Source organism: Streptomyces sp. NPDC127038, from assembly GCF_042725875.1.
Taxonomy (GTDB): Bacteria; Actinomycetota; Actinomycetes; order Streptomycetales; family Streptomycetaceae; genus Streptomyces.
The window spans coordinates 130,061-153,460 of the sequence record NZ_JBHXDQ010000008.1; the positions used below are offsets into that span (position 1 = coordinate 130,061).

The window sequence follows — 23,400 nt, forward strand, 5'->3', positions numbered from 1 at the left end:
CCCGGGGACGCCGGCCCGCCGGTCCCGGGGACGCCGGCCGCCGTGCCCGGGCCGGCGCCGGGCAGAGACGGGGCCCCTCCGGCGCAGGGGGCGCTCCCCGCCGTCCGGGGCCCCGCCGCCGTGCCGCGGGGAGCGGGCGTCAGCCCTGGCCGGCCGTGGCCCGCAGGGTGACGCGGTGCTCGCCCGCGTACACGTTCATGTTGGCGCCGCGCAGGAAGCCGACCAGGGTCAGGCCGGTCTCCGCCGCCAGGTCGACGGCCAGCGACGACGGGGCGGAGACCGCCGCGAGCACCGGGATGCCGGCCATCACCGCCTTCTGCGCCAGCTCGAACGAGGCCCGGCCGGAGACCAGCAGCACCGTCCGCGACAGCGGGAGCGTGCCGTTCTGGAGGGCGCGGCCGACCAGCTTGTCGACCGCGTTGTGCCGGCCCACGTCCTCGCGTATGTCGACCAGCTCGCCGTCCTCGGTGAACAGCGCGGCCGCGTGCAGGCCCCCGGTCCGGTCGAAGACCCGCTGGGCCGCGCGCAGCCGGTCGGGGAGGCTCGCGAGCAGGGCGGGCTCCAGCCGCACCGGGGGAGCGGTGCCGTCCAGCGTGTCGTCGATGCTCCAGCGGGCCGTGGTCCGCACCGCGTCCAGGCTCGCCTTGCCGCACAGTCCGCACGAGGACGTCGTGTACACATTGCGTTCGAGCGTGATGTCGGGGACGACGACCTCGGGCGCCGTCCGTACGTCGACGATGTTGTACGTGTTGGAGCCGTCCACCGTGGCGCCCGCGCAGTACACGATGTTCTGGAGCTCGTCGGCCCGGCCCAGCACCCCTTCGCTCACCAGGAAGCCCGCGGCCAGCGCGAAGTCGTCGCCGGGGGTGCGCATGGTGATCGCCAGGGGCTTGCCGTTGAGCCGGATCTCCAGCGGTTCCTCGGCGACGAGCGTGTCCGGGCGGGTGCTCACGGCCCCGTCCCGGATACGGATCACCTTGCGTCGTTCCGTGACTCGTCCCATGTCCTGATCAGTCCCGCTTCCGTACGTGCGGCCGGCCGGATCGGTCCTGGCGATCGCCGGTTGGCGTTCGGGTCACCCGGGCCGCGGTGCGGGGGTGACCCGCTCGTCTCATTGTCCTGCACCCGGCGGGGCGGGCCCGCGGGGTGCCTCCCCGGGCGGTGCCTCCCCGGGCCGGGGCCCGCCCGGCTCTCACGCCGCCGTGCCCAGCGCGAGCAGATCCGAGATGGCGTACACGGTGCGCAGCGTCGGGACCTGCACCCCGGTGACCTCCGCGAGTTCCACGACGGCCGCGAGCAGCACGTCGAGTTCCAGCGGCTTGCCGCGCTCCAGGTCCTGGAGCGTGGAGGTGCGGTGGTCGCCGACCCGCTCGGCGCCCGCGAGACGCCGCTCGATGGACACCCCGACCTCGCAGCCGAGGGCGCGGGCCACGGCCAGCGTCTCGGCCATCATGATCTCGATGACCCGGCGTGTTCCCCCGTGCAGGCACATCTGCCGCATCGTGGCGCGGGCCAGGGCGCTGATCGGGTTGAAGGAGATGTTGCCGAGCAGCTTGAGCCAGATGTCGTTGCGCAGCTCCGGTTCGACGGGGCATTTCAGCCCGCCGGCCCGCATGGCGTCGCTGAACGCGCGGCAGCGGTCCGAGACGGATCGGTCCGGTTCCCCGACGGAGAACCGGGTGCCTTCGAGGTGGCGGACGACGCCCGGTCCGGCCAGCTCGGTCGCGGCGTAGACGACACAGCCGACCGCGCGTTCCGGGGCCAGTACCGCGCTGACGGCCCCGCCGGGGTCCACGCTCTCCACCCGGTGGCCCTCGTGCGGTCCGCCGTGCCGGTGGAAGTACCACCAGGGGATGCCGTTCTGGGCGGCGACCACCGCCGTGGTGTCGTGCAGCAGGGGCTCGATCAGCGGCCCGCACGCCGCGTACGAGTTGGCCTTCAGGCCGAGGAAGACGTAGTCGACCGGGCCGATCTCGGCCGGGTCGTCGGTGGCGTGGGCACGTGCGGTGAAGTCCCCCCGTGGGCTGAGGACTTGGACGCCGTGCCGCCTCATGGCCGCGAGATGCGGTCCACGGGCTACGAGATGCACGTCGGCGCCCGCGCGGTGCAGGGCGGCGCCGACATAGGCGCCGATCGCACCGGCGCCGAGGACTGCGACTCTCACTGTGTGGCGCTCCGTTCGGTCGAGGGTACCGAGGAGGAACTGCCGAACCTGGTCGACGAAATATTGTCTACAGGATGGAATGAGGAGCGACAAGAGCCCGGGCCGAAACGACCGTTCGTCGCGTCAGGGATACCGCTCATCGCATACGGTCGACGAGTTCGCGCCGCCCCGCTTCACAGCCGGACAACCGCTTCCTATCGTCCCGGATCATGAGCCCTCCCGTCGCACCCCCCGGTTGGAGCCGCCGGCTCGTCCCGCCGGCCGCCCTGTCGGTCCATCTCTCCATCGGCCAGGCCTACGCCTGGAGCGTCTTCAAGCCGCCGCTCGAATCCGCGCTGGGTCTCAGCGGAACCCAGAGCGCGCTGCCCTTCCAGCTCGCCATCGTGATGCTCGGACTGTCGGCCGCGTTCGGCGGCACCCTCGTCGAGCGCAACGGTCCGCGCTGGGCCATGACCGTCTCCCTCGTCTGCTTCTCCTCCGGCTTCCTGATCTCCGCGCTCGGCGCCGCCACCGAGCAGTACTGGCTGATCGTCCTCGGCTACGGCTTCGTCGGCGGCACGGGCCTCGGCATCGGCTACATCTCACCCGTCTCCACCTTGATCAAGTGGTTCCCGGACAGGCCCGGAGCCGCCACCGGCATCGCGATCATGGGCTTCGGCGGCGGCGCGCTCATCGCCTCGCCCTGGTCCGCCCAGATGCTGAAGGCCTTCGGCCCCGACTCCTCCGGGATCGCGCTCGCCTTCCTGGTGCACGGGCTCTCGTACGCCGTGTTCATGACGCTCGGCGTGCTGCTGGTGCGCGTGCCGCGCGGCGCTGTGCCACGCGGGGGGACACCGGCCGTGTCCGGGCCGGACGCGCTCGACGGGGCACCCACCGAACCCACCGAACCCGCCGCACCCGCCGCACCCGCCGCTCCCGGCCCGCTCGACGGGGTCCAGGTCTCCGCCCGCGCCGCCGTCCGCACCCCCCAGTTCTGGCTGCTGTGGATCGTCCTGTGCATGAACGTCACCGCCGGCATAGGCATCCTGGAGAAGGCCGCCCCGATGATCACGGACTTCTTCGCGGACAGCTCCACCCCGGTCACCGCCTCCGCGGCCGCCGGGTTCGTCGCCCTGCTCTCCGCGGCCAACATGGCGGGCCGCATCGGCTGGTCCTCCGCCTCCGACGTGATCGGGCGCAAGAACGTCTACCGGATCTACCTCGGGGCCGGCGCCCTGATGTACGCGCTGATCGCCTGGCTCGGGGACTCCTCGAAACCGCTGTTCGTCCTCGCCGCGCTGGTGATCCTCTCCTTCTACGGCGGCGGCTTCGCCACGATCCCCGCGTATCTCAAGGACCTGTTCGGCACCCACCAGGTCGGCGCCATCCACGGCCGGCTGCTCACCGCCTGGTCCACCGCAGGAGTCCTCGGCCCGCTGATCGTGAACCGGATCGCGGACCACCAGGAGGCGGCGGGCAGACACGGCTCGTCCCTGTACGGACTGTCATTCATGATCATGATCGGGCTGCTCGCCGTCGGCTTCGTCGCGAACGAGTTCGTACGGCCCGTGCACGCCCGCCATCACGTTCCCGCGCAGAGGGAGGCCGCCGATGTCGCACGACAGCAGCCCGAGTCCGCCTGACCCGGGCGGCGTCCCGGCCGTGTCCGGCGACGGCGTCCCGGGCCCGCCCACCCGGCGGGCGCTGACCGTCCTCGCCTGGCTGTGGGTGGGCGCACCCCTGTGCTACGGCGTCTACGAGCTTGTCCAGAAGGCTGCCCAACTGTTCTCGGGGTAGGTGTTCGGACCGCCCGAGGTCTGACAGAAGCCGACAAGCCTGGCGTCCCATTCCTGTGGCATCACCTGCCGTCGTACCCGCGAGTCACTGATCAGACTGGTGGATCCCGCTACCCGAAGCACGAGGGGGACCACTCATGAACGGCTCACGGATCGCCGCCGTCGGCCATTACCAGCCCGCCAAGGTACTCACCAACGAGGACCTGGCGGGCATGGTCGACACCAGCGACGAGTGGATCAGGAGCCGCGTGGGCATCCGGACCCGCCATGTCGCCGGGCCCGACGAACCGGTCGACGAGCTGGCCGCGCACGCCGCCGCCAAGGCGCTCGCCTCGGCCGGACTGACGCCCGGCGACATCGACCTCGTCCTGGTCGCCACCTCCACGGCCGTCGACCGTTCCCCGAACATGGCCGCCCGGGTCTCCGCCCGTCTCGGCATCCCCTCGCCCGCCGCGATGGACGTCAACGTCGTGTGCGCCGGGTTCACCCACGCCCTCGCCACCGCCGACCACACCGTGCGCGCGGGTGCCGCGACCAGGGCGCTCGTCATCGGCGCGGACAAGATGACCGAGGTGACGGACTGGAGCGACCGCACGACGTGCGTCCTCGTCGGGGACGGCGCCGGGGCCGCGGTCGTCGAGGCCTGTCCCGAGGGCGAGGAGCCCGGGATCGGGCCGGTGCTGTGGGGCTCGGTGCCGGAGATGGGGCACGCCGTGCGCATCGAGGGCACCCCGTCGCGGTTCGCGCAGGAGGGCCAGAGCGTCTACCGCTGGGCCACCACGCAGCTCCCGCCGATCGCCCGGAAGGCCTGCGAGCGCGCCGGCCTCGCGCCCGAGGACCTGGCCGGAGTCGTCCTGCACCAGGCCAACCTGCGCATCATCGAACCGCTCGCCCTGAAGATCGGCGCCGTCAACGCCGTCGTCGCGCGCGATGTCGTCGACTCCGGGAACACCTCCGCCGCCAGCATCCCGCTCGCCTTCTCCAAGCTCGTCGAGCGCGGCGAGATCTCCACCGGCGACCCCGTCCTGCTGTTCGGCTTCGGCGGCAACCTCTCCTACGCCGGCCAGGTCGTCCGCTGCCCGTGAGGCGGCCCGAACAGGGTGTGACAAGCCCAACTCCCCTGTCTGCGGCGCGTTTGTGCGCCGTAGACTGTAGGCGAAAGACAATTGACCATCGACTTTCCTATCGCGGCGACGCCGCTCAGGGAGGACCGTGATGTTGTCGGCAGGCCTGCCCCAGGGAGCGGTACCCAAGCTGGAGCGGCCAGGCCCGCTCCGTGACCGCGTCTACGAGGCGCTGCTCGAACTCATCACCACCCGTGCCCTGAAGCCGGGCCAGCACCTCGTCGAGAGCGAACTCGCCGGCCATCTCGGGGTGTCCCGGCAGCCCGTCCGGGAGGCGCTCCAGCGGCTGAGCACCGAGGGCTGGGTCGATCTGCGGCCCGCCCAGGGCGCGTTCGTGCACGAGCCGACCGAGGCGGAGGCCGACCAGCTCCTCACGGTCCGTACGCTCCTGGAGGCCGAGGCGGCCCGGCTCGCCGCCGCCAACGCGGGCCCCGACGCCGTCGGCGCGCTGGAGGACCTGTGCGCCCAGGGCGAGCGGGCGGTCGCGGACGACGACGTCGACGCCGCGGTCGCGCTGAACGCCCGGCTGCACGCCACGGTCATGGAACTCGCCGGCAACGCGGTCCTCGCCGAGCTCGCCGCGCAGGTCGACCGCCGGGTCCGCTGGTACTACACGCCGGTGGCCAGACAGCGCGGCCTGCAGTCCTGGACCGAACACCGCGACCTGATAGCCGCGATAGCCGAACGCGACGGACAGCGGGCCACCGACGTCATGCGGGCCCACACCGAACACACGCGGCGGATGTACCACGACCGCGAGAAGTAGTCAGACGGCGGACACCGTGTCCGCCGCGCGGCCCGGGCGCGTGGACAGGTGGGCCTCCGCGCCGAGCATCACCACCAACACCGCCACCAGCGCAAGGAGTTGGGCGACCGCCGAGACCTGGGTGCCGAGCAGCGTGGTGGCTCCCGCGACGGGTACCGCGGCCGCGCGGAACGTCACCGGCCCGAGCCGCAGCACCGACCGGAACGCCACGTCCCCCGCGAGGAAGAGCGCGACCCCGCCCGCGAGCGCCAGCGCCGGACCGGTGCCCGAGTGCTCGGTGAGATGGCCGAGCGTCTTCTTCACCCCGGTCGCGCAGTAGGCGATGCCCAGCAGCATGGGCAGAAAGGCGTAGTAGTACGCGTTTATCGCCAGGCGCCAGCGCCGGTCCGACGGCGTCGCCGTGAACGCGGCCTCCGCCGCGTGTTCATCGCGGACGAAGTACGTCCACCACAGGGCCGCGGCCAGCGCCAGCGAGAGAAACGCGCCGACGAACATGTCCGCGGTGAGCGGCCGGTTCCCGATCCCGATGCCGATCGCGATGACGGACTCGCCGAACGCGACGATGAGCAGCAGCCCGTGCCGCTCGACGAAGTGAGCCGGGTCGAGCGCGCCGAGCTGCGCGCGCAGCGCCGCGGCGTCGCGCCCGCCCCGGCGCCGGGGCCCGTGTTCGGCCAAGAACGGGGTGACGAACTGGAGGACCAGGGCCAGCAGCCACAGCCCGTCGGCGCGCGGCCCGTCGCACAGTCCCGCTGCCGTGACGGCGAGCGCCGCCAGCGCGTTGGGCACCGCGTACCAGATGACGTCACGGCCGTGACTGCGGGTGTAGAGCGCGCTGTGCACGAGGACGACGGCCAGGAAGCCGAGCCCGAAGACCACGCCGCCGTCGTCGAAGGCGCGCGGGACGGCCAGGGCGCAGACCAGGAACGCGCCCATCCCCAGCATCAGCAGCAGCCGCCGTGAAGGCCGGTCGGGCGGCACCTGGTTGGTGAGGTACGCGTACGCGCCGTACATCCAGAACAGCACCACGAAGATCAGCGCGACACGGGCCGCCGTCGCGAACGACAGGTCGGAGGCGAGCAGCACGGTGAGCTGCGTGAGCGTGAACACGAAGACCAGGTCGAAGAACAGCTCCAGCGTGCTGACCCGCCGCCCGGCCTCGACGTCTGCCGCGGGCCCCGCGTCCGGCGCCCGCAGGTCCGCACCCTCGCCCGCCGGCCGGGGCGGCGCCCCCGCCGCGGCCGGACACGCCACCGCGCCCGGGACCGGTCCCTGGAGCGTTCCCGGGCCCTCGTGCCCGACCTGCTGCTCCGGCCCGTCCAGCGCGGCCCGCGCCGCCTCGTCCCCTGCCCTGCTCATGTTTCCCCCCGCGACAGTCGGCCCCGGGAGATCGTATGCGGCCGTCCCGCCGGAGGGTCCGGTTCGGGCGAACGCCGCTTCGGGCCGGCCGTCCGAGGCGGGCTGACGGGCGCGGGAGCCGTGTCCCGAAGGACCACAACCCCCGCGTGTCCCGGTCACGTCCCGGCGCGGGTCACGGGCCACCCTTCTCCGGGTGGCCCGTGACCGCTCAGCCGACCGGCTGCGGTGCCGGCGCCGAGGTGTCCGCGGTGCTGCGCCCCGGCTGGCGCAGGAGCAGGGCGACCGCGGCCGCCACCATGGAGATGCCGCCGGCCAGCGCGTAGGCGCCGTCGTAGCCCCAGGCGGCGACCACCATCGAGCCGAGCCCGCCGCCGAACAGGCCGCTGATCAGCTTTCCGCTGTACACCAGCCCGTAGTTGGTGGCGTTGTAGTTCTCGCCGAAGTAGTCCGGGGTCAGGGCCGCGAACATCGGGTAGAAGGCCCCGCCGCCGAACCCGGAGAGGAACGCGAAGAACAGGAACAGGGCCTCGCTGTGGATGTCACCGGCCCAGATCACACCGAACTGGGCGAGCCCGAGGACCACGATCACGAACACCAGGGTCCGCTTGCGCCCCCAGCCGTCCGAGAGCCAGCCCACCACACCCCGGCCCACGCCGTTGACGACCGCCATCACGCCCATCGACGAGGCCGCCACCAGCGGGCCGAAGCCCACCTCCTTGGCGAAGTCGACCTGGAAGGAGATGCCGAAGATCGACACACCGGCCGTCATCACCAGCGCGATCCACATGAGCGGGAGCACACCAGTCCTGATGGCCTCCTTGGGCGTGTACTGCTTCACGGCCGGCGGGTTCTTCGACAGGCTCGCGGCCCGCTTCCCGGAACCGCCGTGGGTCAGCGGATCGATGTCCGCGGGCCACCAGTTCTTCGGCGGATCCTTGAAGAAGAACGCGGCGGTCAGCACCACCGCCATCACATAGACGCCGATGAGATCCAGCACGCGGTGGTAATTGGCCGTGTCGAAGGCGTAGTTGAAGATGAAGATGAACGGCAGCGACCCGTACGCGAACCCGCCGTTGACGAACCCCGTCCGTGCGCCACGGCGTTCGGGGAACCACTTGCCGACCATGTTGATGCAGGTCGCGTACACCAGGCCGGATCCGACACCGCCGACGACCCCGAAGCCCACGATGGCGAGGGCGACATCGCTGAGGTGCGACAGGGACAGGAAGCCGGCCGCGCACAGGACCGAGCCCGTGTACATGGCCTGACGGGCGGTCAGGATCCCCTTCTCCCGCAGCCAGCCGGCCGGGAAGGCGATGCCGGCCTGGAAGAACACCCAGACGCTGAGGATCCAGAAGGTGTTGCTCTGCGTCCAGCCGTGGGCGTGGGACAGCGTGTCCTCGGCCGAGCCGTACGCGTACTCGAAGACGCTGATGGCCATCATGGCCGCCCAGGGCAGGTACACCATGAACGAGCGCGAGTGGCCGAGGATGTCCCGGTCGCTCTCGCCGACCCGGTAGACCCGGCCCCGTGCGTCCGTGACCTCCCGGTACGCGCGCCCCTGGGCGCCGCCCTCCTCCGGCGAGTCCTTCGCCGCGATCGGTTCCGCCGTCATGACGCCATCTCCTCGCCGAGCGGGTGCGGATTGGGAACGATGCCGCGGGCCCGGGGCCTGCCCGGTGCCCTCAGGAACAGGGCCAGTACGGCGGACGCCAGACCGATGGAGCCGGCGAGCACGAAGGCGCCGTGGTAGTCCCACGAGCCGACGACGACCGCGCCCGTACCGGAGCCCACCAGGCCCGAGAGCAGTCCCGAGCTGTGGACCAGCCCGTAGTTGGAGGCGTTGTTGTCCTCGCCGAAGTAGTCCGCGGTCATGGCCGCGAACAGGGGGAAGACCGCGCCGCCTGCGAAGCCGGAGACCATCGAGCAGACCAGGAAGAACGGCACGCTGCCGGTCCGGCCCGAGGCCAGGAGCCCGAACTGGGCCGAACCCAGCACCAGGCACACCACGATCAGGGTGTGGCGCCGGCCGACCCGGTCGGAGATCCAGCCGACGACCCCGCGCCCGGTGCCGTCGACGACCGCCTTCAGCGCCGTCGCCGTGGCCACGATCCCGCCCGCGAAGCCCATGTCCCTGCCGAACGGGATCTGGAAGGCGATGCCGAAGACATCGATCCCGGCCGTGCACAGCAGACAGAACCACATCACCCACAGGACAGGGGTGCGCGCGGCCTCACCCGGGGTGTACTGCCTGACCGCCGGCGGGTTCTTCGCCCTCATCCGCCGGACCCTCGGGTCGTCGGGCACCTTCAGCGGGTCGACGTCCGGCGGCCACCAGCCCTTCGGCGGGTCATGGAGGAGCCGGCCGGCCACCGCGACCAGCACGCAGCAGACGAGGCCGACGCCCATCAGGACGCCCCGGTGGCCGCCCGGGTCCGCGTACGAGGTGAGCAGGAGGACGAAGGGCACGGACCCGCAGGCGAAGCCGCCGTCGACGAAGCCCGTCCTGCCGCCCTTGCGCTCCGGATACCACTTGCCGACGGTGGTCACGCAGGTCGCGTGGACGAGACCGGCGCCGATGCCGCTCCACATCCCGAAACCGAGCCGGGCCACCGTCACCTGCGGGGCGAACGCCGGCCACAGAAAGCCGAGCAGGGTGGCGAGCGCGCCCAGCAGCATCGCCGTACGGGCCGGGAGCCTGCCGCTCTCGCGCAGCCGCCCGGCCGGGAAGGCCACGGCCGCCTGGAAGAACACCCAGACGCCCAACAGCCAGAAGACGTGCCCGCCGCTCCACGGGTGAGCCTCGCGGAGGGTGTCCCGGGCCGCGAGGAAGGCGCCTTGGGCCGAGCCGATGGCCAGCACGGCCGCCCAGGGCAGGAAGACCATCCAGGCGCGTCCGCGGCCCATGATGTCGAGATCGGTCTCGCCGACGCGGTACACGCGTCCGTGCCGGTCCCTCACCTCGCGAAGAGGCACCGGAGTCGAGTAGCCGGTGGTTGTCATGTCGATCGAGATCCCCTTGCGTCGAAAGATCTGGTCAGCGCCCCCTGCCACATGCCTTTCGTGCGCCCGCGGGTCCCGGGGGCGGCCGACGCGCACCGTCGGCCGCCCCCCTCGTCCTCATGTCATGAACGACCCCCCAACAGGCCGGCCGCACGGGCCCAGCGGTATTTCGCGCCGAGCACGGCCACCGGCATCTCGGTGGTGTACGGATAGGCCACGACCCCCCGCTCGTACAGGTAGCGGCACGCCTCCTCGACCTCGACGTCACCCGCGAGCGAGGCCACCACGGGCTTCTCGACCCCGCGTTCGCGGAACTCGGCCACCAGACGCGCGGTGAGCTCGGCGAACACCATGGGCGGGGTCACGATCGTGTGCCAGTAGCCGAGGACGAGCGCGTGGACGCGCGGGTCCTCCAGACCGAGCCGGATCGTCGCCTCGTACGTCGACGGCGGCTCGCCGCCCGTGATGTCCACCGGGTTGCCCGCGGCCCCGAAGGGCGGGATGAACTCCCGGAAGGCCGCGTCGAGATCGGGCGGGATCTCCATCAGGGACAGCCCGTTGTCGGTGACCGCGTCCGACAGCAGCACACCGCTGCCGCCCGCGCCGGTGATGATCACGACGTTGTCGCCCCGGGGAGCGGGCAGCACCGGCAGGGCGCGCGCGTACTCCAGCATGTCGCCCAGTCCGGGAGCCCTGATGACCCCGGCCTGCCGGAGGATGTCGTCGTACACGGCGTCGTCGCCCGCGAGGGCCCCGGTGTGCGAGCCCGCGGCCCGCGCGCCCGCGGCGGTGCGCCCGGCCTTCAGCACGACGACGGGCTTCTTCGGGACGGTGGCGCGGGCCGCCTCCACGAAGGCGCGGCCGTCCTTGAGGTCCTCCAGGTGCATCGCGACGCACCGGGTGTGCGGGTCCTCGCCGAACCAGGTGAGCAGGTCGTCCTCGTCCAGGTCCGCCTTGTTGCCGAGTCCGACGATCGCCGAGACACCCGTCCCCGTGGTCCGCGCGAACCCGAGGACCGCCATGCCGATCCCGCCCGACTGCGAGGTGAGCGCGACCCCGCCCTTCACGTCGTACGGCGTGCAGAACGTGGCGCACACGTCCTGCCAGGTCGAGTAGTAGCCGTAGATGTTCGGGCCCAGCAGCCGTACGCCGTAGCGCTCGCCGATGGCCGTGATCTCGTCCTGGAGCCCCTGTTCGCCGGTCTCCGCGAACCCGGAGGGGATCAGGACCGCGTTGGGGATGTTCTTGCGGCCCACCTCCTCAAGCACCCCGGGCACCGCCCGGGCCGGAACGGCGAAGACCGCGACGTCCACCTCGCCGGGGATGTCCGTGACGCTCGCGTAGGCCTTGCGGCCCTGGATGTCGTCGGCCCGGGGGTTCACCGGATGGATCTCGCCCGCGAAGCCCCCGTCCACGAGGTTGCGCAGCACCGCGTGGCCGATCTTGCCCGGGACGTCGGAGGCGCCGATCACGGCGATCGACCGCGGCCGCATCAGCCGGTCCATGGAGGCGAGGATCTCGGCCCGGCCGTACCGGCGCCGCCCGGCCGCCGGGGGCGCGCCGAGGATCACGCGGACGTCCGCGGCGACGGCCCCCTCGGGGGAGGCGATCACCGGGTTGAGGTCCACCTCGGCGATCTCCGGGAAGTCCGTGACCAGTTCGGAGACCCTGCGGACCTGGCCGGCCAGCGCCTCCCGGTCCACCGCCGGGCCACCCCGGACCCCGCGCAGGAGCTGCGCCGAGCGGATCGAGTCGAGCATCGACAGCGCCTCGCCGTCGTCCACGGGAGCGAGCCGGAAGGTGACGTCCCGCAGCACCTCGACGAGCACCCCGCCGAGTCCGAAGGCGACGACCTTCCCGAACGTCGGGTCGGTGACCGCGCCGACGATGACCTCCTGCCCCGGCGGGACAAGCTCCTGCACCTGGACGCCGTCGATCCGGGCCCGGACGTCGTACGAGCGGGCGTTGCCGACGATCGTGCGGAAGGCGGCCCGTACGTCCGCCTCCCCCTCGACACCGACCAGCACCCCGCCCGCGTCGGTCTTGTGCAGGATGTCGGGGGAGACGATCTTCATCACCACGGGGCCGCCGAAGCGTTCCGCGTGGGCCACCGCCTCCTCCTCGTCCCGAGCCAGTTCCTCGCCGGGCACGGCGATCCCGTAGGCGTCGGCGATCTCCTTGCCTTCGGGGGCCGTGAGCGCGGTGCGTCCCTCGCGCCGCACACCGTCGAGGAGCGCCCGCACCCGAGCCACCCGGTCCTGAGCCGCCATCTCAGATCACCCCGCCCTGCTTGAGAAGCCTCAGTTCCTCGTCGCCGAGGCCGAGTTCGCCGACGTAGATCTCTTCGTTGTGCTCGCCGAGCAGGGGGGATGCGGTGATGTCGACGGGGGAGTCGGAGAGTTTGAGGGGGCTGCCGACGGTGACGTACGAGCCGCGCTCGGGGTGTCGCACCTCGACGACCATGCCGTTGTCGGCGAGCGAGGCGTCCTCGATGATCTCCTTGGTGGACAGGATCGGCCCGCACGGGACGCTCTCGGCGTTGAGCCGCTCCAGCACCTGCCACTTGGGCAGGGTCGCCGTCCACTCCTCGATCAGCTGGAACATCTTGGCGAGCTTCGGCAGCCGGGCCCGGGGAGTGGACCAGCCGGGGTCGTCGGCCAGTTCGGGACGGCCGATCAGCCGGGTGATCGGCTTCCAGCCGGTGGGCTGGACGATGACGTAGACGTAGTCGTTGGGGCCGCCGGGCGCGCACTTGACGGCCCAGCCGGGCTGGCCGCCGCCGGAGGCGTTGCCCGAGCGCGGGACCTCGTCGCCGAAGTCGTCGCCCGGGTACTCGGCGAGCGGGCCGTGGGCCAGGCGCTGCTGATCGCGCAGCTTGACCCGGCAGAGGTTGAGGACGGCGTGCTGCATGGCCACGTTGACGCGCTGGCCGCGTCCGGTGCGGGTGCGCTGGAGCAGCGCGGCGAGGACGGCGGCGACGGCGTGGACGCCGGTGCCCGAGTCGCCGATCTGGGCGCCGGTCGCCAGGGGCGGTCCGTCCTCGAATCCGGTGGTGGCCATCGAGCCGCCCATGGCCTGGGCGACCACCTCGTACGCCTTGAAGTCGGTGTAGGGGCCCTCCCCGAAGCCCTTGATGGAGGCGTAGACGATCCGCGGGTTGATCTCGCGGATGCGGTCCCAGGTGAAGCCCATGCGGTCGACCGCGCCGGGGCCGAAGTTCTCCACCATCACGTCGGAGCGCCGGATCAGCTCGGTCAGGAGCTGTTTGCCGCGCTCGGTCTTGGTGTTGAGGGTGATGCTGCGCTTGTTGCTGTTGAGCATGGTGAAGTAGAGGGAGTCGGCGTCCGGGATGTCCCGCAGCTGGGTGCGGGTGATGTCACCGGCGGGCGCCTCGATCTTGACCACGTCGGCGCCGAGCCAGGCCATCAACTGGGTCGCCGACGGCCCGGACTGAACGTGCGTCATGTCCAGGACCCGGATGCCTTCGAGAGCCTTGGTCGTCACAGGTCACCTCACTTGTCCGTTGCCTCGAACCGCCCCGATGGAGCCGGCGGTGGGTCAGGTTCGGTACATTGCATACAGTCGACGAATACTGTATGAAGATGGTTATCCCGCATCCGATGGGTGATGTCCAGGGGTCGTGCACCACTTTCAGAGCAGGAGCCGCATCGTGGACCTGTACGAACATCAGGCACGCCAACTCTTCGCGGAACACGGGGTTCTGGTCCCGAAGGCCGAGGTCACGGACTCGCCCGCGGAGGCACGCGACATCGCGCGCCGGCTCGGCGGACGGGCCGTCGTCAAGGCCCAGGTCAGGACCGGCGGGCGCGGCAGGGCGGGCGGGATACGGCTCGCCGAGGACCCCGCCGCCGCCGAACGCGCGGCACGCGACATCCTCGGCACGGACATCGGGGGCCATCGGGTCCGTACGGTGATGGTCGCCGAACCCGTCGCCATCGAGAGCGAGTTCTACGTCTCGTACGTGCTCGACCGGGCCGCCGGCGGCTTCCTCGCCATCGCCTCCGCCGAGGGGGGCACCGAGATCGAGGAGGTGGCCGCGGCCCGGCCGGAGGCGGTGGCGCGCGTCCCCGTCGACCCCGTCGAGGGCGTCACCGAGGACAAGGCGGCCGAGATCGTCCGGGCCGCCGGACTGCCGCCGCGGACCGCCGGCGTCCTGGAGCGGCTCTGGCGGGTGCTCACGCGCGAGGACGCCCTCCTCGTCGAGGTGAACCCCCTGGTGCGCACCGCACGGGGGCAGCTCGTGGCCCTGGACGGCAAGGTCACCCTCGACGACAACGCCCTTTTCCGGCACGTGCGTTGGAGCGACCGGCAAGCCCCGCGCGAGGATCCGCTGGAGGCCGCCGCCGCGGCCAGGGGCCTCAACTACGTGAGGCTGGAGGGCGAGGTCGGGGTCATCGGCAACGGCGCGGGCCTCGTGATGTCGACGCTCGACGTCGTCGCGGGCAGCGGCGCCCGCCCCGCCGACTTCCTCGACATCGGCGGCGGAGCCTCGGCGCGGGTCATGGCCGACGGACTGTCCGTCGTCCTGTCCGACCCCGGCGTCAGGTCCGTCCTCGTCAACGTCTTCGGCGGCATCACCGCCTGCGACGCCGTCGCCGACGGGATCGTACGAGCCCTGGACGCCGTACGGCCGACCAAGCCGATCGTGGTCCGGCTCGACGGCAACAACGCGGCCCGGGGCCGTGCCGTCCTCGACGGCCGGGCGCACCCGCTGGTGCACCAGGCCGCCACGATGGACGACGCGGCCCGCCTCGCCGCCCGACTGGCCCACATCAGCTGAAGGAGCGGGACATGGCCGTCTTTCTCACCGAGGACTCCCGGGTCCTCGTCCAGGGCATGACCGGCGCCGAGGGCATGCGGCACACCCGGCGCATGCTCGCCGCCGGCACGGAGGTCGTCGGTGGCGTCAATCCGCGCAAGGCCGGTCTGGCCGTGGAGTTCGACGTCCCCGGCGCCGACGGGCGGGGGAGCGGCCCGCGGACCGTCCCCGTCTTCGGATCGGTGCGCGAGGGCGTCGAGGCGACGGGGGCCGACGTGAGCGTCGTGTTCGTGCCGCCCCCCTTCGCCCGCGCCGCCGTGCTGGAGGCCGCCGACGCCGGGATCGCCCTCGCCGTCGTCATCACCGAGGGCATCCCGGTCCACGACTCCGTCGCCCTGCGCGCGCACGCCGCCGCCCGGGGCACCCGCGTCATCGGCCCCAACTGCCCCGGCCTGATCTCCCCCGGACGGTCGAACGCGGGCATCATCCCCGCCGACATCACCGGCCCCGGACCGATCGGCCTGGTGTCCAAGTCCGGCACCCTCACCTACCAGCTCATGCACGAACTGCGGGACATCGGCTTCTCGACCTGTGTGGGCATCGGCGGGGACCCCGTCGTCGGCACCTCCCACATCGACTGCCTCGCCGCCTTCGAGGAGGACCCGGGCACCGAACTGATCGTCCTCATCGGGGAGATCGGCGGCGACGCCGAGGAACGGGCCGCCGCCTACGTACGCGATCACGTCACCAAGCCCGTCGTCGGCTACATCGCCGGCTTCACCGCTCCCGAGGGCCGCACCATGGGGCACGCCGGTGCCATCGTCTCCGGCTCCTCGGGCACCGCACGGGCCAAGAAGAAGGCACTGGAGGAGGCGGGGGTGCGGGTCGGCGAGACCCCGACCGAGACCGCGCGGCTGGTCCTGGCGCTGCTGGCCGACCGGGCGACCCCGAGTGATGTCACTCATAGTTAATACGAGGTGACTGTCGGACGTCGCAGGACCCCCCTACGTTCCCTCATGTACGCGACCACTGCTCGCGCGGCCCGCACGGCCTGCCCTCCGGCCGGGTCCGGGCCCCCGCCCCCGACCGTGCACCGAGAGCGGAGACACCCGATGCCGACCCCCGGCCCCACCCCTCCCGGCCCGGTGCCGTCGCACCCCGGCCCCACCCCTCCGGATCCCGTGCCGTCGCACCCCGGGCCCAATCCTCCCGGCCCGGTGCCACCGCACTCCGGCCCCCTCGCCGCCACCCCTCTCGTCCTCAAGTCCGGCACCTCCTGGGCCGACGCCTGGCGGCGGTCCCTCGCCGTCGCCCCCGAGGCGTTCCGCGACGACCGGGTGCTCAACCTCTGGAACTCCGGCTGGCAGGCCGACGGCCGGGCGCTGCCCGCCACCAGCCCCGTCGACGGCGGTCCCATCGCGGGACCGCCCCGGCTCGACGGCGAGACCGCCCGCTCGGCCGTCCGCGCCGCGCTCGACCAGCACCGCGCCTGGCGCCACGTACCCCTCGCCGAGCGCCGGGCCCGCGTCGCCGCCGCCCTCGACGCCCTCACCGGACACCGCGAACTGCTCGCCCTCCTGCTGGTCTGGGAGATCGGCAAGCCCTGGCGGCAGGCCCAGGCCGACGTGGACCGGGCGATCGACGGCGTGCGCTGGTACGTCGACGGCATCGAGCCGATGCTGGAGGGCCGGGCCCCGCTCGACGGGCCCGTCTCCGACATCGCCAGCTGGAACTACCCGATGAGCGTCCTCGTCCACGCGATGCTGGTGCAGGCGCTCGCGGGCAACGCGGTCATCGCCAAGACGCCCACCGACGGCGGTGTCGCCTGCCTCGCCCTGGCCTGCGCGCTCGCCGTGCGCGAGGGACTCCCACTCTCCCTGGTCAGCGGCAGCGGGGGCGAGCTCTCGGAGGCGCTCGTGCGCGCGCCCGAGATCGGCTGCGTCTCCTTCGTGGGAGGCCGGGACACCGGCGCCGCCGTGGCCACCGCGGTCGCCGACCTCGGCAAGCGCCACGTCCTCGAACAGGAGGGCCTCAACACCTGGGGCGTCTGGAACCACACGGACTGGGACGCGCTGACGGCCGTCGTGCCCAAGCTGTTCGACTACGGCAAGCAACGCTGCACCGCCTACCCGCGCTTCGTCGTCCAGCGCTCCCTGTTCGACGACTTCCTCGCCGCCTACCTGCCGGCCGTCCGCACCCTGCGCACCGGCCACCCGCTGGCCGTCGAACGGCCCGACGACCCCTTCCCGTCGCTGGACTTCGGCCCGGTCATCAACGCGGCCAAGGCCAAGGAACTGAGGGACCAGGTCACCGAGGCCATCGACCGGGGCGCGGTCCCGCTGTACCGCGGCAGGGCCTCCGACTCCCGCTTCCTGCCCGGCCAGGACACGGCGGCGTACGTCCAGCCCGTCACGCTCCTCAACCCGCCCCCCTCCTCGCCGTTGCACCACGCGGAACCCTTCGGCCCGGTCGACACCATCGTCCTGGTCGACACCGAGGCCGAACTGCTCGCCGCGATGAACGCCTCGAACGGAGCGCTGGTCGCCACGCTGTCCACGGACGACGAGGAGACGTACGCCCGGCTGGCCCCGCAGATCCGCGCCTTCAAGGTCGGCCACGGCAGGCCCCGTTCGCGCGGCGACCGCGACGAGCTCTTCGGCGGCTTCGGAGCGTCGTGGCGGGGTGCCTTCGTGGGCGGGGAACTCCTGGTACGGGCGGTGACGCGGGGCCCGGCGGGGGAACGGCTGCCGGGGAACTTCCCGGACTACCACCTGATGCCGTGAGCCCGGCGGGTCACCGGGGTGCCGTGAACCTGACCACGGGTTGCCGTGAACCCGACCGGTCGCCCACCCGGTGTCGTGGGTCCGGCGGGTCGCCCGATGGTGTGAACGGGCCGGTCACCCGATGCCCTGTCGGTCCGGGCGCAGGGCGAAGGCGCGGTCCGAGGGTTCGGGGACCGACCGCTCGACGGCCTCGATCAGCAGTGCCCGGTGCCGGAGCAGGGGCTCACGGCGGTCCTCGGGGGCGATCGCGGCCAGATCGTCGAGCCCGGCGACGAGACGCCGGGTGACCTGCGGCGTGCCCACCGCGCAGCCGCGGATCTCGGCGAACCCGAGATCGACCAGCTCGGTCCACCCCGGCACCGGCTGCACCAGCCGCAGGTCCCCGCGCCGGTCGCGATGCAGTGCCGCGTCGAGGGGCCGGCCGGCGACGGCCGCCAGGAACTGCACGATCCGGTCGATCGCCTGCACAGCCGTGGTCGGGTCGTTGATCGCGGCCGACAGCGCCCGCAGTCCGATGTCGGACAGTTGCCGCAGCCCGAACGCGAAGTCCTGGTGGAACGTGCGCTCCACCCCGACGGACACGGTGCGGCTGAGCGAGCGTCCCGCCGGGGCGGGACCCCCGTGCACGGCGAACAGCGGGATGCCCGGTACGACGAAGTCCCCGATCCGGGGGATCAGCCGCAGTACGACACCCTGCTGCCGGGCCGCCCGCACCAGCCGGGTGATGTGCACGTCCCGCAGGACGCCGGCCCGCCCGTGATGGGTGATCCGGGCGGTCACGGGCCCGAGCGCCTCCTCCTCACCGGTGGAACGGCCCACGGGCATGCGCGCGACGACCTTGAACGCCTCGCGGGTGATGCGGTCGATGACATGGCTGACGCGCATGAGCCGCAGGGTCTGGTTCACGTACAGCACGAAGAGCAGGAGGCTCAGCCCCAGCATCGTGAGCGTCAGCACCGACTGGACCAGCGGGATCGAGGTCACGTACCGGGCCTCGGCCTGCCCCTCGTACGAGGTCAGCACGAGCAGCGACAGCAGGAACGTGGCCAGGAACACCGCGAAGGTGGCCTTGGTGATCCTGCTCCGTACGAAGATCCGGACCACCCGCGGACTGAACTGCCCGCTCGCCATCTGCACGGCGACCAGCGAGATGCTGAAGACCACGCCGATGAAGGTCATCATCGCCGAGCTGACCACGGTCACCACGGCCTTCGCGTCGTCGGCCAGCCGCAGCAGATCGTCGAGGGTGTCGAAGTCTCGCGCCTCGTGCAGCGAGGTGACGATCGCGGTGTCGGCCTCGGTCGCCAGCGCCCAGACCACGAAGACCAGCACCATGGCCGCGGTGGGCGCGAACCAGAACGTGTCCCGAAGATGCTCCCGCCACGGCGACAGCGTCCTCGGCCGCCGACCTTCCCGCAGACCACCGGTAGTCATCCAGTCACCCATGGTGAGACTGTAGGCGCACCCCCACCGAGCTCCGCGGACCCGCTCCGGGGGCCCGGATATGCAGGTGAAAGGCACTCCGAAACCTTGGTATTGTTGTCCATGTCGCCGCGGGGAACACCCCCGGCCAGGCGGCAGACACCTTGTCCGGGTGGCGGAATGGCAGACGCGCTAGCTTGAGGTGCTAGTGCCCTTTATCGGGCGTGGGGGTTCAAGTCCCCCCTCGGACACTTCTACACTCGTTGTAGTGCTACGCAGATGAGGGTCTCGACCACATGGTCGCGGCCCTATTTGCGTTCTCGTGACCGATCGTGAGCACCGCTCGCACGGAACCGTAAGAGCTGACCAGACGGCAACGAGAAGAGGGGGACCGAATGAGCCCGGAACCGGGTCGGCTCGCCGAGCTCCTGCGGGGGCCTGCGGCGCCGGAGCGCTCCTGGGACTGGGAGGCGGTCGAAGCCGAGCTGGGCACGGGGCTCCCCACGGACTACCGGGACCTCGTCGAAGCCTTCGGCGGCGGACTCCTGGACGAGTACCTGCTCCTGCTGGAGCCAGGCTGTCCCAATGACGTCTATGACCTGGTCAAGATCAGCGCCGAACGCGAAGAAGCGAACGATTCGCTGTGGCGGTTCGAGGACAGGCCGGCGGAAATGGAATCCGGGGGCAATCGCCTGATCTGCTGGGCGACCACGGACAACGGCGAGTACCTGTACTGGCTCGTCCGGCCGGCCGACGACCCCGACTCGCGGCCCCTCTTGATCAACAGCGAGTCGGGGGAGGACTGGGAGCGCTACGACATGACCGTGACCCAGTTCCTCACCGCAGTGCTCACCGGTGAGATCCGGTCGGAGATTCTGTGGGACCGGTTTCCGCTACCCGCGCATGAATTCCGCCCTGCGCTGGAGATGTGATCAGTGCGTGGATCGCGGGCCGGGGCCGCGGGCGGCGGTCGGTGGGGGGTCGGCCGCCGCCCGGCGGAGGGGGCTGGCTCACCTGGGTGAGCGGGGTGGCGTCAGTGGGACGCGCTGCCCGAGACCCACTGGCTCCACGACATGTTCCAGTCGCTGAGGCCGTTGTCCGGGGCCACCTTGGTCTTGTCCGCGGAGTTCTTGACGATCACGACGTCGCCGGTCATCGAGTGGTTGAAGAACCACGCGGCGGGCGTCCGGGGGTCGTCGGCGTTCCTGGCGTCCTTCAGGCCCACGCAGCCGTGGCTGGTGTTGACCTTGCCGAAGACCGAGGGGGCACCCCAGTAGTTGCCGTGGATGAACGTGCCCGAGTCCGTCAGCCGCATGGCGTGCGGCACGGCCTTGATGTCGTACGAGGGCTTGCCGTCCTTCTCCGTGAGACCGACGGTCGCACCGTTCATGTGGACGTGCGTGAACTTCTCCTCGATGACCAGCTGACCGTTGTACGTCGGGTGCTCGGCGCTGCCGGACGAGATCGGGATGGTCTTGATCGTCTTGCCGTCCCGCACGACCGTCAGCTGCTTCGTCCTGGCGTCGACGGTGCTGATCTGGCTTCGGCCGACCTTGAACGTGGCCGTCTTCTCGACACCGTCGACCGTCATCTTGACGGTGACCGTGGAGCCGGCCTTCCAGTAGTGCTGGGGGCGGAAGTCGAGCCGGCTGCCGTTGAGCCAGTGGCCGACGACCTGCTGGCCGCTGCTGGAGCTGACCTGGATCTTCGACGCGACGGCGGCCTTGTCGTGGACCGCCCTGTCGAAGGTGAAGCTCACCGGCATGCCCACGCCGACGGTCGAGCCGTTCCCGGGGGAGAGGTGCCCGATGAAGTCGTTGACCGGGGAGACCGTGGAGATCGAGGCGCCCTCCGTGGCGGAACGGCCCTGCGCGTCGTCGGCCTCCGCGGTGACGGAATACCTGGTGGCCTCCTTCAGCGCGCCCTTCGGCTTCCAGGACGTGCCGTCCGCGGACAGGGTGCCCGGAATCTCCGTACCGGTCGCGACGGCGGTCATGGTCACCTTGGTGAGCCGGCCGTTGCTGACGGTGACGTGCACGGAGTCGTTGAGCGCGACGCCGTGGACCTCCTGCCCGGGCGTGATCCTTATTCGGGCGTCGGAGGTGTCCTGGGCGCCCGACTGGGGCGCCGCCGACTGCGAGGGCGTCTGCGCCGGTGTTTGTGTCTGCGTCGGTGTTTGTGTCTGTGTTTGCGTCTGTCCCTGTGTGCCCGGGTGGGTCCCGGTGTCGTTGGTGGCTGCGTAGCTGGTACCGCCCAGCGCCGTGAGTGCGAGTGCTCCGGCCGTAGCCATCAGTCCGGTGCGTCGCTTGCGTACGGTGATCAAACGCTTCTCCCATGCCGCTGGTCGTCGGATAGCTGGAGCCGGTCACCGAGGGCGGCAATCTGCTCCAAAGAAGCATTTTTGCGCTTTAGTCCGTTTTGGGGGAGGGGTTTGTGGCGGGTCTCACGCATACGATCTCCGCGTGTGCGGCGGCCTCACCTGTCGGTGATGCCGGAGAGCCACGCCGTGTCCTCCGGTCCCGGCGCCTCGGGGCCGGGCGCGGGGAGGAGGCGGATCTCGCCCGTGCTCAGGGCGATCGTGGCGCGTGGCCGCATCGGGCCGTGCCCCCTGCGGGAGAGCAGGACGAGTTCCCAGACCGTCGCCGTCATGGCGTCGAGCCGGGCGGCGCAGTCGGCGCCGCCGCGCCGCGGGTCCCGGGTCCGGCCCAGGGATAGGTGCGGGGTGAAGGGTCTGGCGGACCCGCGGCGGAACGGGAACCGCTGACTCAGCGAACGGTGCAGGTCCTCCCACGGCGCCGCGCCGGCCGCGGCCGGGTCCAGCCACACGGTGCAGTACGCCCGGTGCCGGAAGGTCCGTATGCCGTCCAGCCGGGCGGTGAACACCGGGGTCCCGGCGCTCGCCGCGGCGAGCAGCGGGGCGGCCCGGTCGAAGTCCGGCTCGGGCACGAACGGGAAGAGGACGTTGACGTGCGGCGGCCAGCGGTGGATCTGCGGGTCGTGGTCCCGGCGGACCGCCTGGATCGGCGGCCACAGCTCCGCGGGCGGGACCCAGGCCACCGCCGTGCGGGGGGATGTCTCGACGGGGGCTGTCCCGCCGGGGCCGAGGGGGTGCACCCCGCCGGGGTCGACGGGCGCCATCCCGCTCGGGCCGATCCCGTCCACCTCCTCAGGGTCGACGTGGTCCCCCCCTCCACGGTCGATGGCGTCCACCCCTCCAGGGTGCCGCGCGTTCCGCCCGCACCGGCCCCCGTGCATGTTTCCGTGACGTCAAACGTGATGTTGAATACGGAAACAATCTTGACATGAACACTTCCGCCAGGTGATTGCCTGTTGTACCAAATGAGGGCCAGCTTTCCCGCTCAGGGAGGTCCTGTGAGACGCGTCAACTTACGATCCACCCTTGTCGCCTTCGGGCTCGCGATGATGTTCGGCCTGGTGCTGACCGGTCCGGCGAACGCCGCCGGACCGGCCTATGTCGCGCTGGGTGACTCGTACTCGGCCGGCAACGGCGCGGGGAACTACGACAGTTCGAGCGGAGACTGCCACCGCAGCCTCAGTGCCTACCCCTATCTGTGGAAAAACGCCCACGCGCCGTCCTCGTTCGCCGACACCTCCTGCTCAGGCGCGGTCACGACAGACGTGACCAACAGTCAGCTCGCCCCTCTGAACTCCTCCACCGGCCTCGTCTCCCTCACCATCGGCGGCAACGACGCCGGCTTCTCGGACGTCATGACCACCTGCGTGACCGGCTCCGACACCGACTGCGTCAACCGCGTGAACACCGCCGAGAGCTACGCCCAGAACACGCTCCCCGCCCGCCTCGACGCCACCTACAACGCCATCCGCGCCAAGGCCCCCAACGCCAAGGTGGTCGTCCTCGGCTACCCGCACATGTATACGCTCAACGTCTTCTGCGTCGGCCTCAGCGCCACCAAGCACAGCAAGATCGACGAGGCCTCTGACGTCATCGATGGTGTCATCGCCGCCCGTGCCGCCGCCCACGGCTTCGTCTTCGGAGACGTCCGCTCCACCTTCAGCGGCCATGAACTGTGCTCCAGCGACGGCTGGCTGCACTCCCTGGTGGTCTCGCCCAGCTGGGAGTCCTACCACCCCACCGCCACCGGCCACGCGAGCGGCTACTACCCCGTCCTCAACGCCAACAGCTGACCTCCCCGGGGTGGGCCCGAACCGGCTCGCCCCCCGACCTCCGTAGCCGTCCCGGGAACC

19 protein-coding genes and 1 tRNA gene are annotated in these 23,400 nt (G+C 71.6%); 10 read left to right on the top strand and 10 right to left on the bottom strand.

Annotated features, from left to right (window positions below; genetic code table 11):
- Positions 1-139: 139 nt before the first annotated feature.
- Positions 140-1,003 carry a formate dehydrogenase accessory sulfurtransferase FdhD gene (gene fdhD / locus ACFWI4_RS09040; RefSeq protein ID WP_387192653.1) on the bottom strand — a complete coding sequence of 288 codons (864 nt, stop codon included), beginning with the start codon at positions 1,001-1,003 and terminating at the stop codon, positions 140-142.
- 189 nt (positions 1,004-1,192) lie between these two features.
- Positions 1,193-2,164 (bottom strand): 2-dehydropantoate 2-reductase, encoded by a 972-nt coding sequence (locus ACFWI4_RS09045; RefSeq protein ID WP_387192657.1) that lies wholly within the window; start codon positions 2,162-2,164, stop codon positions 1,193-1,195.
- Positions 2,165-2,373: 209 nt separating this feature from the next.
- On the opposite strand from ACFWI4_RS09045, the gene ACFWI4_RS09050 reads away from it, so the two are divergent.
- The 4 genes from ACFWI4_RS09050 to ACFWI4_RS09065 all read left to right on the top strand — a co-directional run bounded on the left by ACFWI4_RS09050 (position 2,374) and on the right by ACFWI4_RS09065 (position 5,829).
- Positions 2,374-3,786, top strand: a complete 1,413-nt coding sequence (locus tag ACFWI4_RS09050) for an OFA family MFS transporter (RefSeq protein ID WP_387192659.1) — start codon at positions 2,374-2,376, stop codon at positions 3,784-3,786.
- On the top strand, positions 3,755-3,940 hold the full coding sequence (locus tag ACFWI4_RS09055; RefSeq protein ID WP_387192662.1) for a hypothetical protein: 186 nt from the start codon (positions 3,755-3,757) through the stop codon (positions 3,938-3,940). Before ACFWI4_RS09050 ends, ACFWI4_RS09055 begins: the two co-directional genes overlap by 32 nt.
- 136 nt (positions 3,941-4,076) lie before the next feature.
- Positions 4,077-5,024 (top strand): beta-ketoacyl-ACP synthase III, encoded by a 948-nt coding sequence (locus tag ACFWI4_RS09060; RefSeq protein WP_385398145.1) that lies wholly within the window; start codon positions 4,077-4,079, stop codon positions 5,022-5,024.
- 130 nt (positions 5,025-5,154) lie between these two features.
- The gene (locus ACFWI4_RS09065; protein ID WP_387192665.1) at positions 5,155-5,829 is read left to right on the top strand and encodes a GntR family transcriptional regulator; all 675 of its coding nucleotides are present in this window, start codon (positions 5,155-5,157) and stop codon (positions 5,827-5,829) included.
- Here the strand turns inward: ACFWI4_RS09065 and ACFWI4_RS09070 are convergent, their stop codons facing one another.
- The 5 genes from ACFWI4_RS09070 to frc all read right to left on the bottom strand — a co-directional run bounded on the left by ACFWI4_RS09070 (position 5,830) and on the right by frc (position 13,692).
- Complete coding sequence (locus ACFWI4_RS09070) at positions 5,830-7,185, bottom strand: low temperature requirement protein A (RefSeq protein WP_387192668.1); 1,356 nt, start codon at positions 7,183-7,185, stop codon at positions 5,830-5,832.
- A gap of 208 nt (positions 7,186-7,393) precedes the next feature.
- Positions 7,394-8,800, bottom strand: a complete 1,407-nt coding sequence (locus tag ACFWI4_RS09075) for an OFA family MFS transporter (RefSeq protein WP_387192671.1) — start codon at positions 8,798-8,800, stop codon at positions 7,394-7,396.
- On the bottom strand, positions 8,797-10,188 hold the full coding sequence (locus ACFWI4_RS09080; protein WP_387192674.1) for an OFA family MFS transporter: 1,392 nt from the start codon (positions 10,186-10,188) through the stop codon (positions 8,797-8,799). Before ACFWI4_RS09080 ends, ACFWI4_RS09075 begins: the two co-directional genes overlap by 4 nt.
- Positions 10,189-10,310: 122 nt before the next feature.
- Positions 10,311-12,458, bottom strand: a complete 2,148-nt coding sequence (locus ACFWI4_RS09085) for an acetate--CoA ligase family protein (RefSeq protein WP_387192677.1) — start codon at positions 12,456-12,458, stop codon at positions 10,311-10,313.
- Position 12,459: 1 nt separating this feature from the next.
- On the bottom strand, positions 12,460-13,692 hold the full coding sequence (frc, locus tag ACFWI4_RS09090; protein ID WP_387192680.1) for a formyl-CoA transferase: 1,233 nt from the start codon (positions 13,690-13,692) through the stop codon (positions 12,460-12,462).
- Between the two features lie 166 nt (positions 13,693-13,858).
- Here frc and sucC point away from each other — a divergent pair, with 166 nt between their 5' ends.
- The 3 genes from sucC to ACFWI4_RS09105 all read left to right on the top strand — a co-directional run bounded on the left by sucC (position 13,859) and on the right by ACFWI4_RS09105 (position 17,751).
- Positions 13,859-14,989 (top strand): ADP-forming succinate--CoA ligase subunit beta, encoded by a 1,131-nt coding sequence (sucC, locus tag ACFWI4_RS09095; RefSeq protein ID WP_387192683.1) that lies wholly within the window; start codon positions 13,859-13,861, stop codon positions 14,987-14,989.
- A gap of 11 nt (positions 14,990-15,000) precedes the next feature.
- A complete protein-coding gene (gene sucD, locus ACFWI4_RS09100; protein WP_387192686.1) occupies positions 15,001-15,939 on the top strand; it encodes a succinate--CoA ligase subunit alpha in 939 nt (312 codons plus the stop codon).
- Positions 15,940-16,185: 246 nt separating this feature from the next.
- Positions 16,186-17,751: an aldehyde dehydrogenase family protein gene (locus tag ACFWI4_RS09105; RefSeq protein ID WP_387192689.1), complete on the top strand. Its 1,566-nt coding sequence runs from the start codon at positions 16,186-16,188 to the stop codon at positions 17,749-17,751.
- A 114-nt stretch (positions 17,752-17,865) separates the two neighbouring features.
- Here the strand turns inward: ACFWI4_RS09105 and ACFWI4_RS09110 are convergent, their stop codons facing one another.
- Positions 17,866-19,197: a DUF2254 domain-containing protein gene (locus ACFWI4_RS09110; RefSeq protein ID WP_387192692.1), complete on the bottom strand. Its 1,332-nt coding sequence runs from the start codon at positions 19,195-19,197 to the stop codon at positions 17,866-17,868.
- Between the two features lie 142 nt (positions 19,198-19,339).
- Between ACFWI4_RS09110 and ACFWI4_RS09115 the strand changes: the two genes are divergently transcribed.
- Positions 19,340-19,424: transfer RNA gene (locus ACFWI4_RS09115), tRNA-Leu, on the top strand.
- Between the two features lie 144 nt (positions 19,425-19,568).
- Positions 19,569-20,105 carry an SMI1/KNR4 family protein gene (locus ACFWI4_RS09120; protein WP_387192695.1) on the top strand — a complete coding sequence of 179 codons (537 nt, stop codon included), beginning with the start codon at positions 19,569-19,571 and terminating at the stop codon, positions 20,103-20,105.
- 101 nt (positions 20,106-20,206) lie between these two features.
- Here ACFWI4_RS09120 and ACFWI4_RS09125 read toward each other — a convergent pair whose 3' ends face one another.
- Complete coding sequence (locus ACFWI4_RS09125; protein ID WP_387192698.1) at positions 20,207-21,496, bottom strand: Ig-like domain-containing protein; 1,290 nt, start codon at positions 21,494-21,496, stop codon at positions 20,207-20,209.
- Positions 21,497-21,648: 152 nt separating this feature from the next.
- Positions 21,649-22,383 (bottom strand): 2'-5' RNA ligase family protein, encoded by a 735-nt coding sequence (locus tag ACFWI4_RS09130; protein WP_387192701.1) that lies wholly within the window; start codon positions 22,381-22,383, stop codon positions 21,649-21,651.
- 210 nt (positions 22,384-22,593) lie between these two features.
- Here ACFWI4_RS09130 and ACFWI4_RS09135 point away from each other — a divergent pair, with 210 nt between their 5' ends.
- The gene (locus ACFWI4_RS09135; protein ID WP_387192796.1) at positions 22,594-23,340 is read left to right on the top strand and encodes an SGNH/GDSL hydrolase family protein; all 747 of its coding nucleotides are present in this window, start codon (positions 22,594-22,596) and stop codon (positions 23,338-23,340) included.
- Positions 23,341-23,400 lie beyond the last annotated feature (60 nt).

Bases quoted from the DNA above. Each gene is read 5' to 3' on its own strand.
- fdhD (WP_387192653.1), bottom strand. From the start codon at position 1,003: ATGGGACGAGTCACGGAACGACGCAAGGTGATCCGTATCCGGGACGGG.
- ACFWI4_RS09050 (WP_387192659.1), top strand. From the start codon at position 2,374: ATGAGCCCTCCCGTCGCACCCCCCGGTTGGAGCCGCCGGCTCGTCCCG.
- ACFWI4_RS09055 (WP_387192662.1), top strand. From the start codon at position 3,755: ATGTCGCACGACAGCAGCCCGAGTCCGCCTGACCCGGGCGGCGTCCCG.
- ACFWI4_RS09060 (WP_385398145.1), top strand. From the start codon at position 4,077: ATGAACGGCTCACGGATCGCCGCCGTCGGCCATTACCAGCCCGCCAAG.
- ACFWI4_RS09065 (WP_387192665.1), top strand. From the start codon at position 5,155: ATGTTGTCGGCAGGCCTGCCCCAGGGAGCGGTACCCAAGCTGGAGCGG.
- ACFWI4_RS09070 (WP_387192668.1), bottom strand. From the start codon at position 7,185: ATGAGCAGGGCAGGGGACGAGGCGGCGCGGGCCGCGCTGGACGGGCCG.
- ACFWI4_RS09075 (WP_387192671.1), bottom strand. From the start codon at position 8,800: ATGACGGCGGAACCGATCGCGGCGAAGGACTCGCCGGAGGAGGGCGGC.
- ACFWI4_RS09080 (WP_387192674.1), bottom strand. From the start codon at position 10,188: ATGACAACCACCGGCTACTCGACTCCGGTGCCTCTTCGCGAGGTGAGG.
- ACFWI4_RS09085 (WP_387192677.1), bottom strand. From the start codon at position 12,458: ATGGCGGCTCAGGACCGGGTGGCTCGGGTGCGGGCGCTCCTCGACGGT.
- sucD (WP_387192686.1), top strand. From the start codon at position 15,001: ATGGCCGTCTTTCTCACCGAGGACTCCCGGGTCCTCGTCCAGGGCATG.
- ACFWI4_RS09110 (WP_387192692.1), bottom strand. From the start codon at position 19,197: ATGGGTGACTGGATGACTACCGGTGGTCTGCGGGAAGGTCGGCGGCCG.
- ACFWI4_RS09120 (WP_387192695.1), top strand. From the start codon at position 19,569: ATGAGCCCGGAACCGGGTCGGCTCGCCGAGCTCCTGCGGGGGCCTGCG.
- ACFWI4_RS09135 (WP_387192796.1), top strand. From the start codon at position 22,594: ATGATGTTCGGCCTGGTGCTGACCGGTCCGGCGAACGCCGCCGGACCG.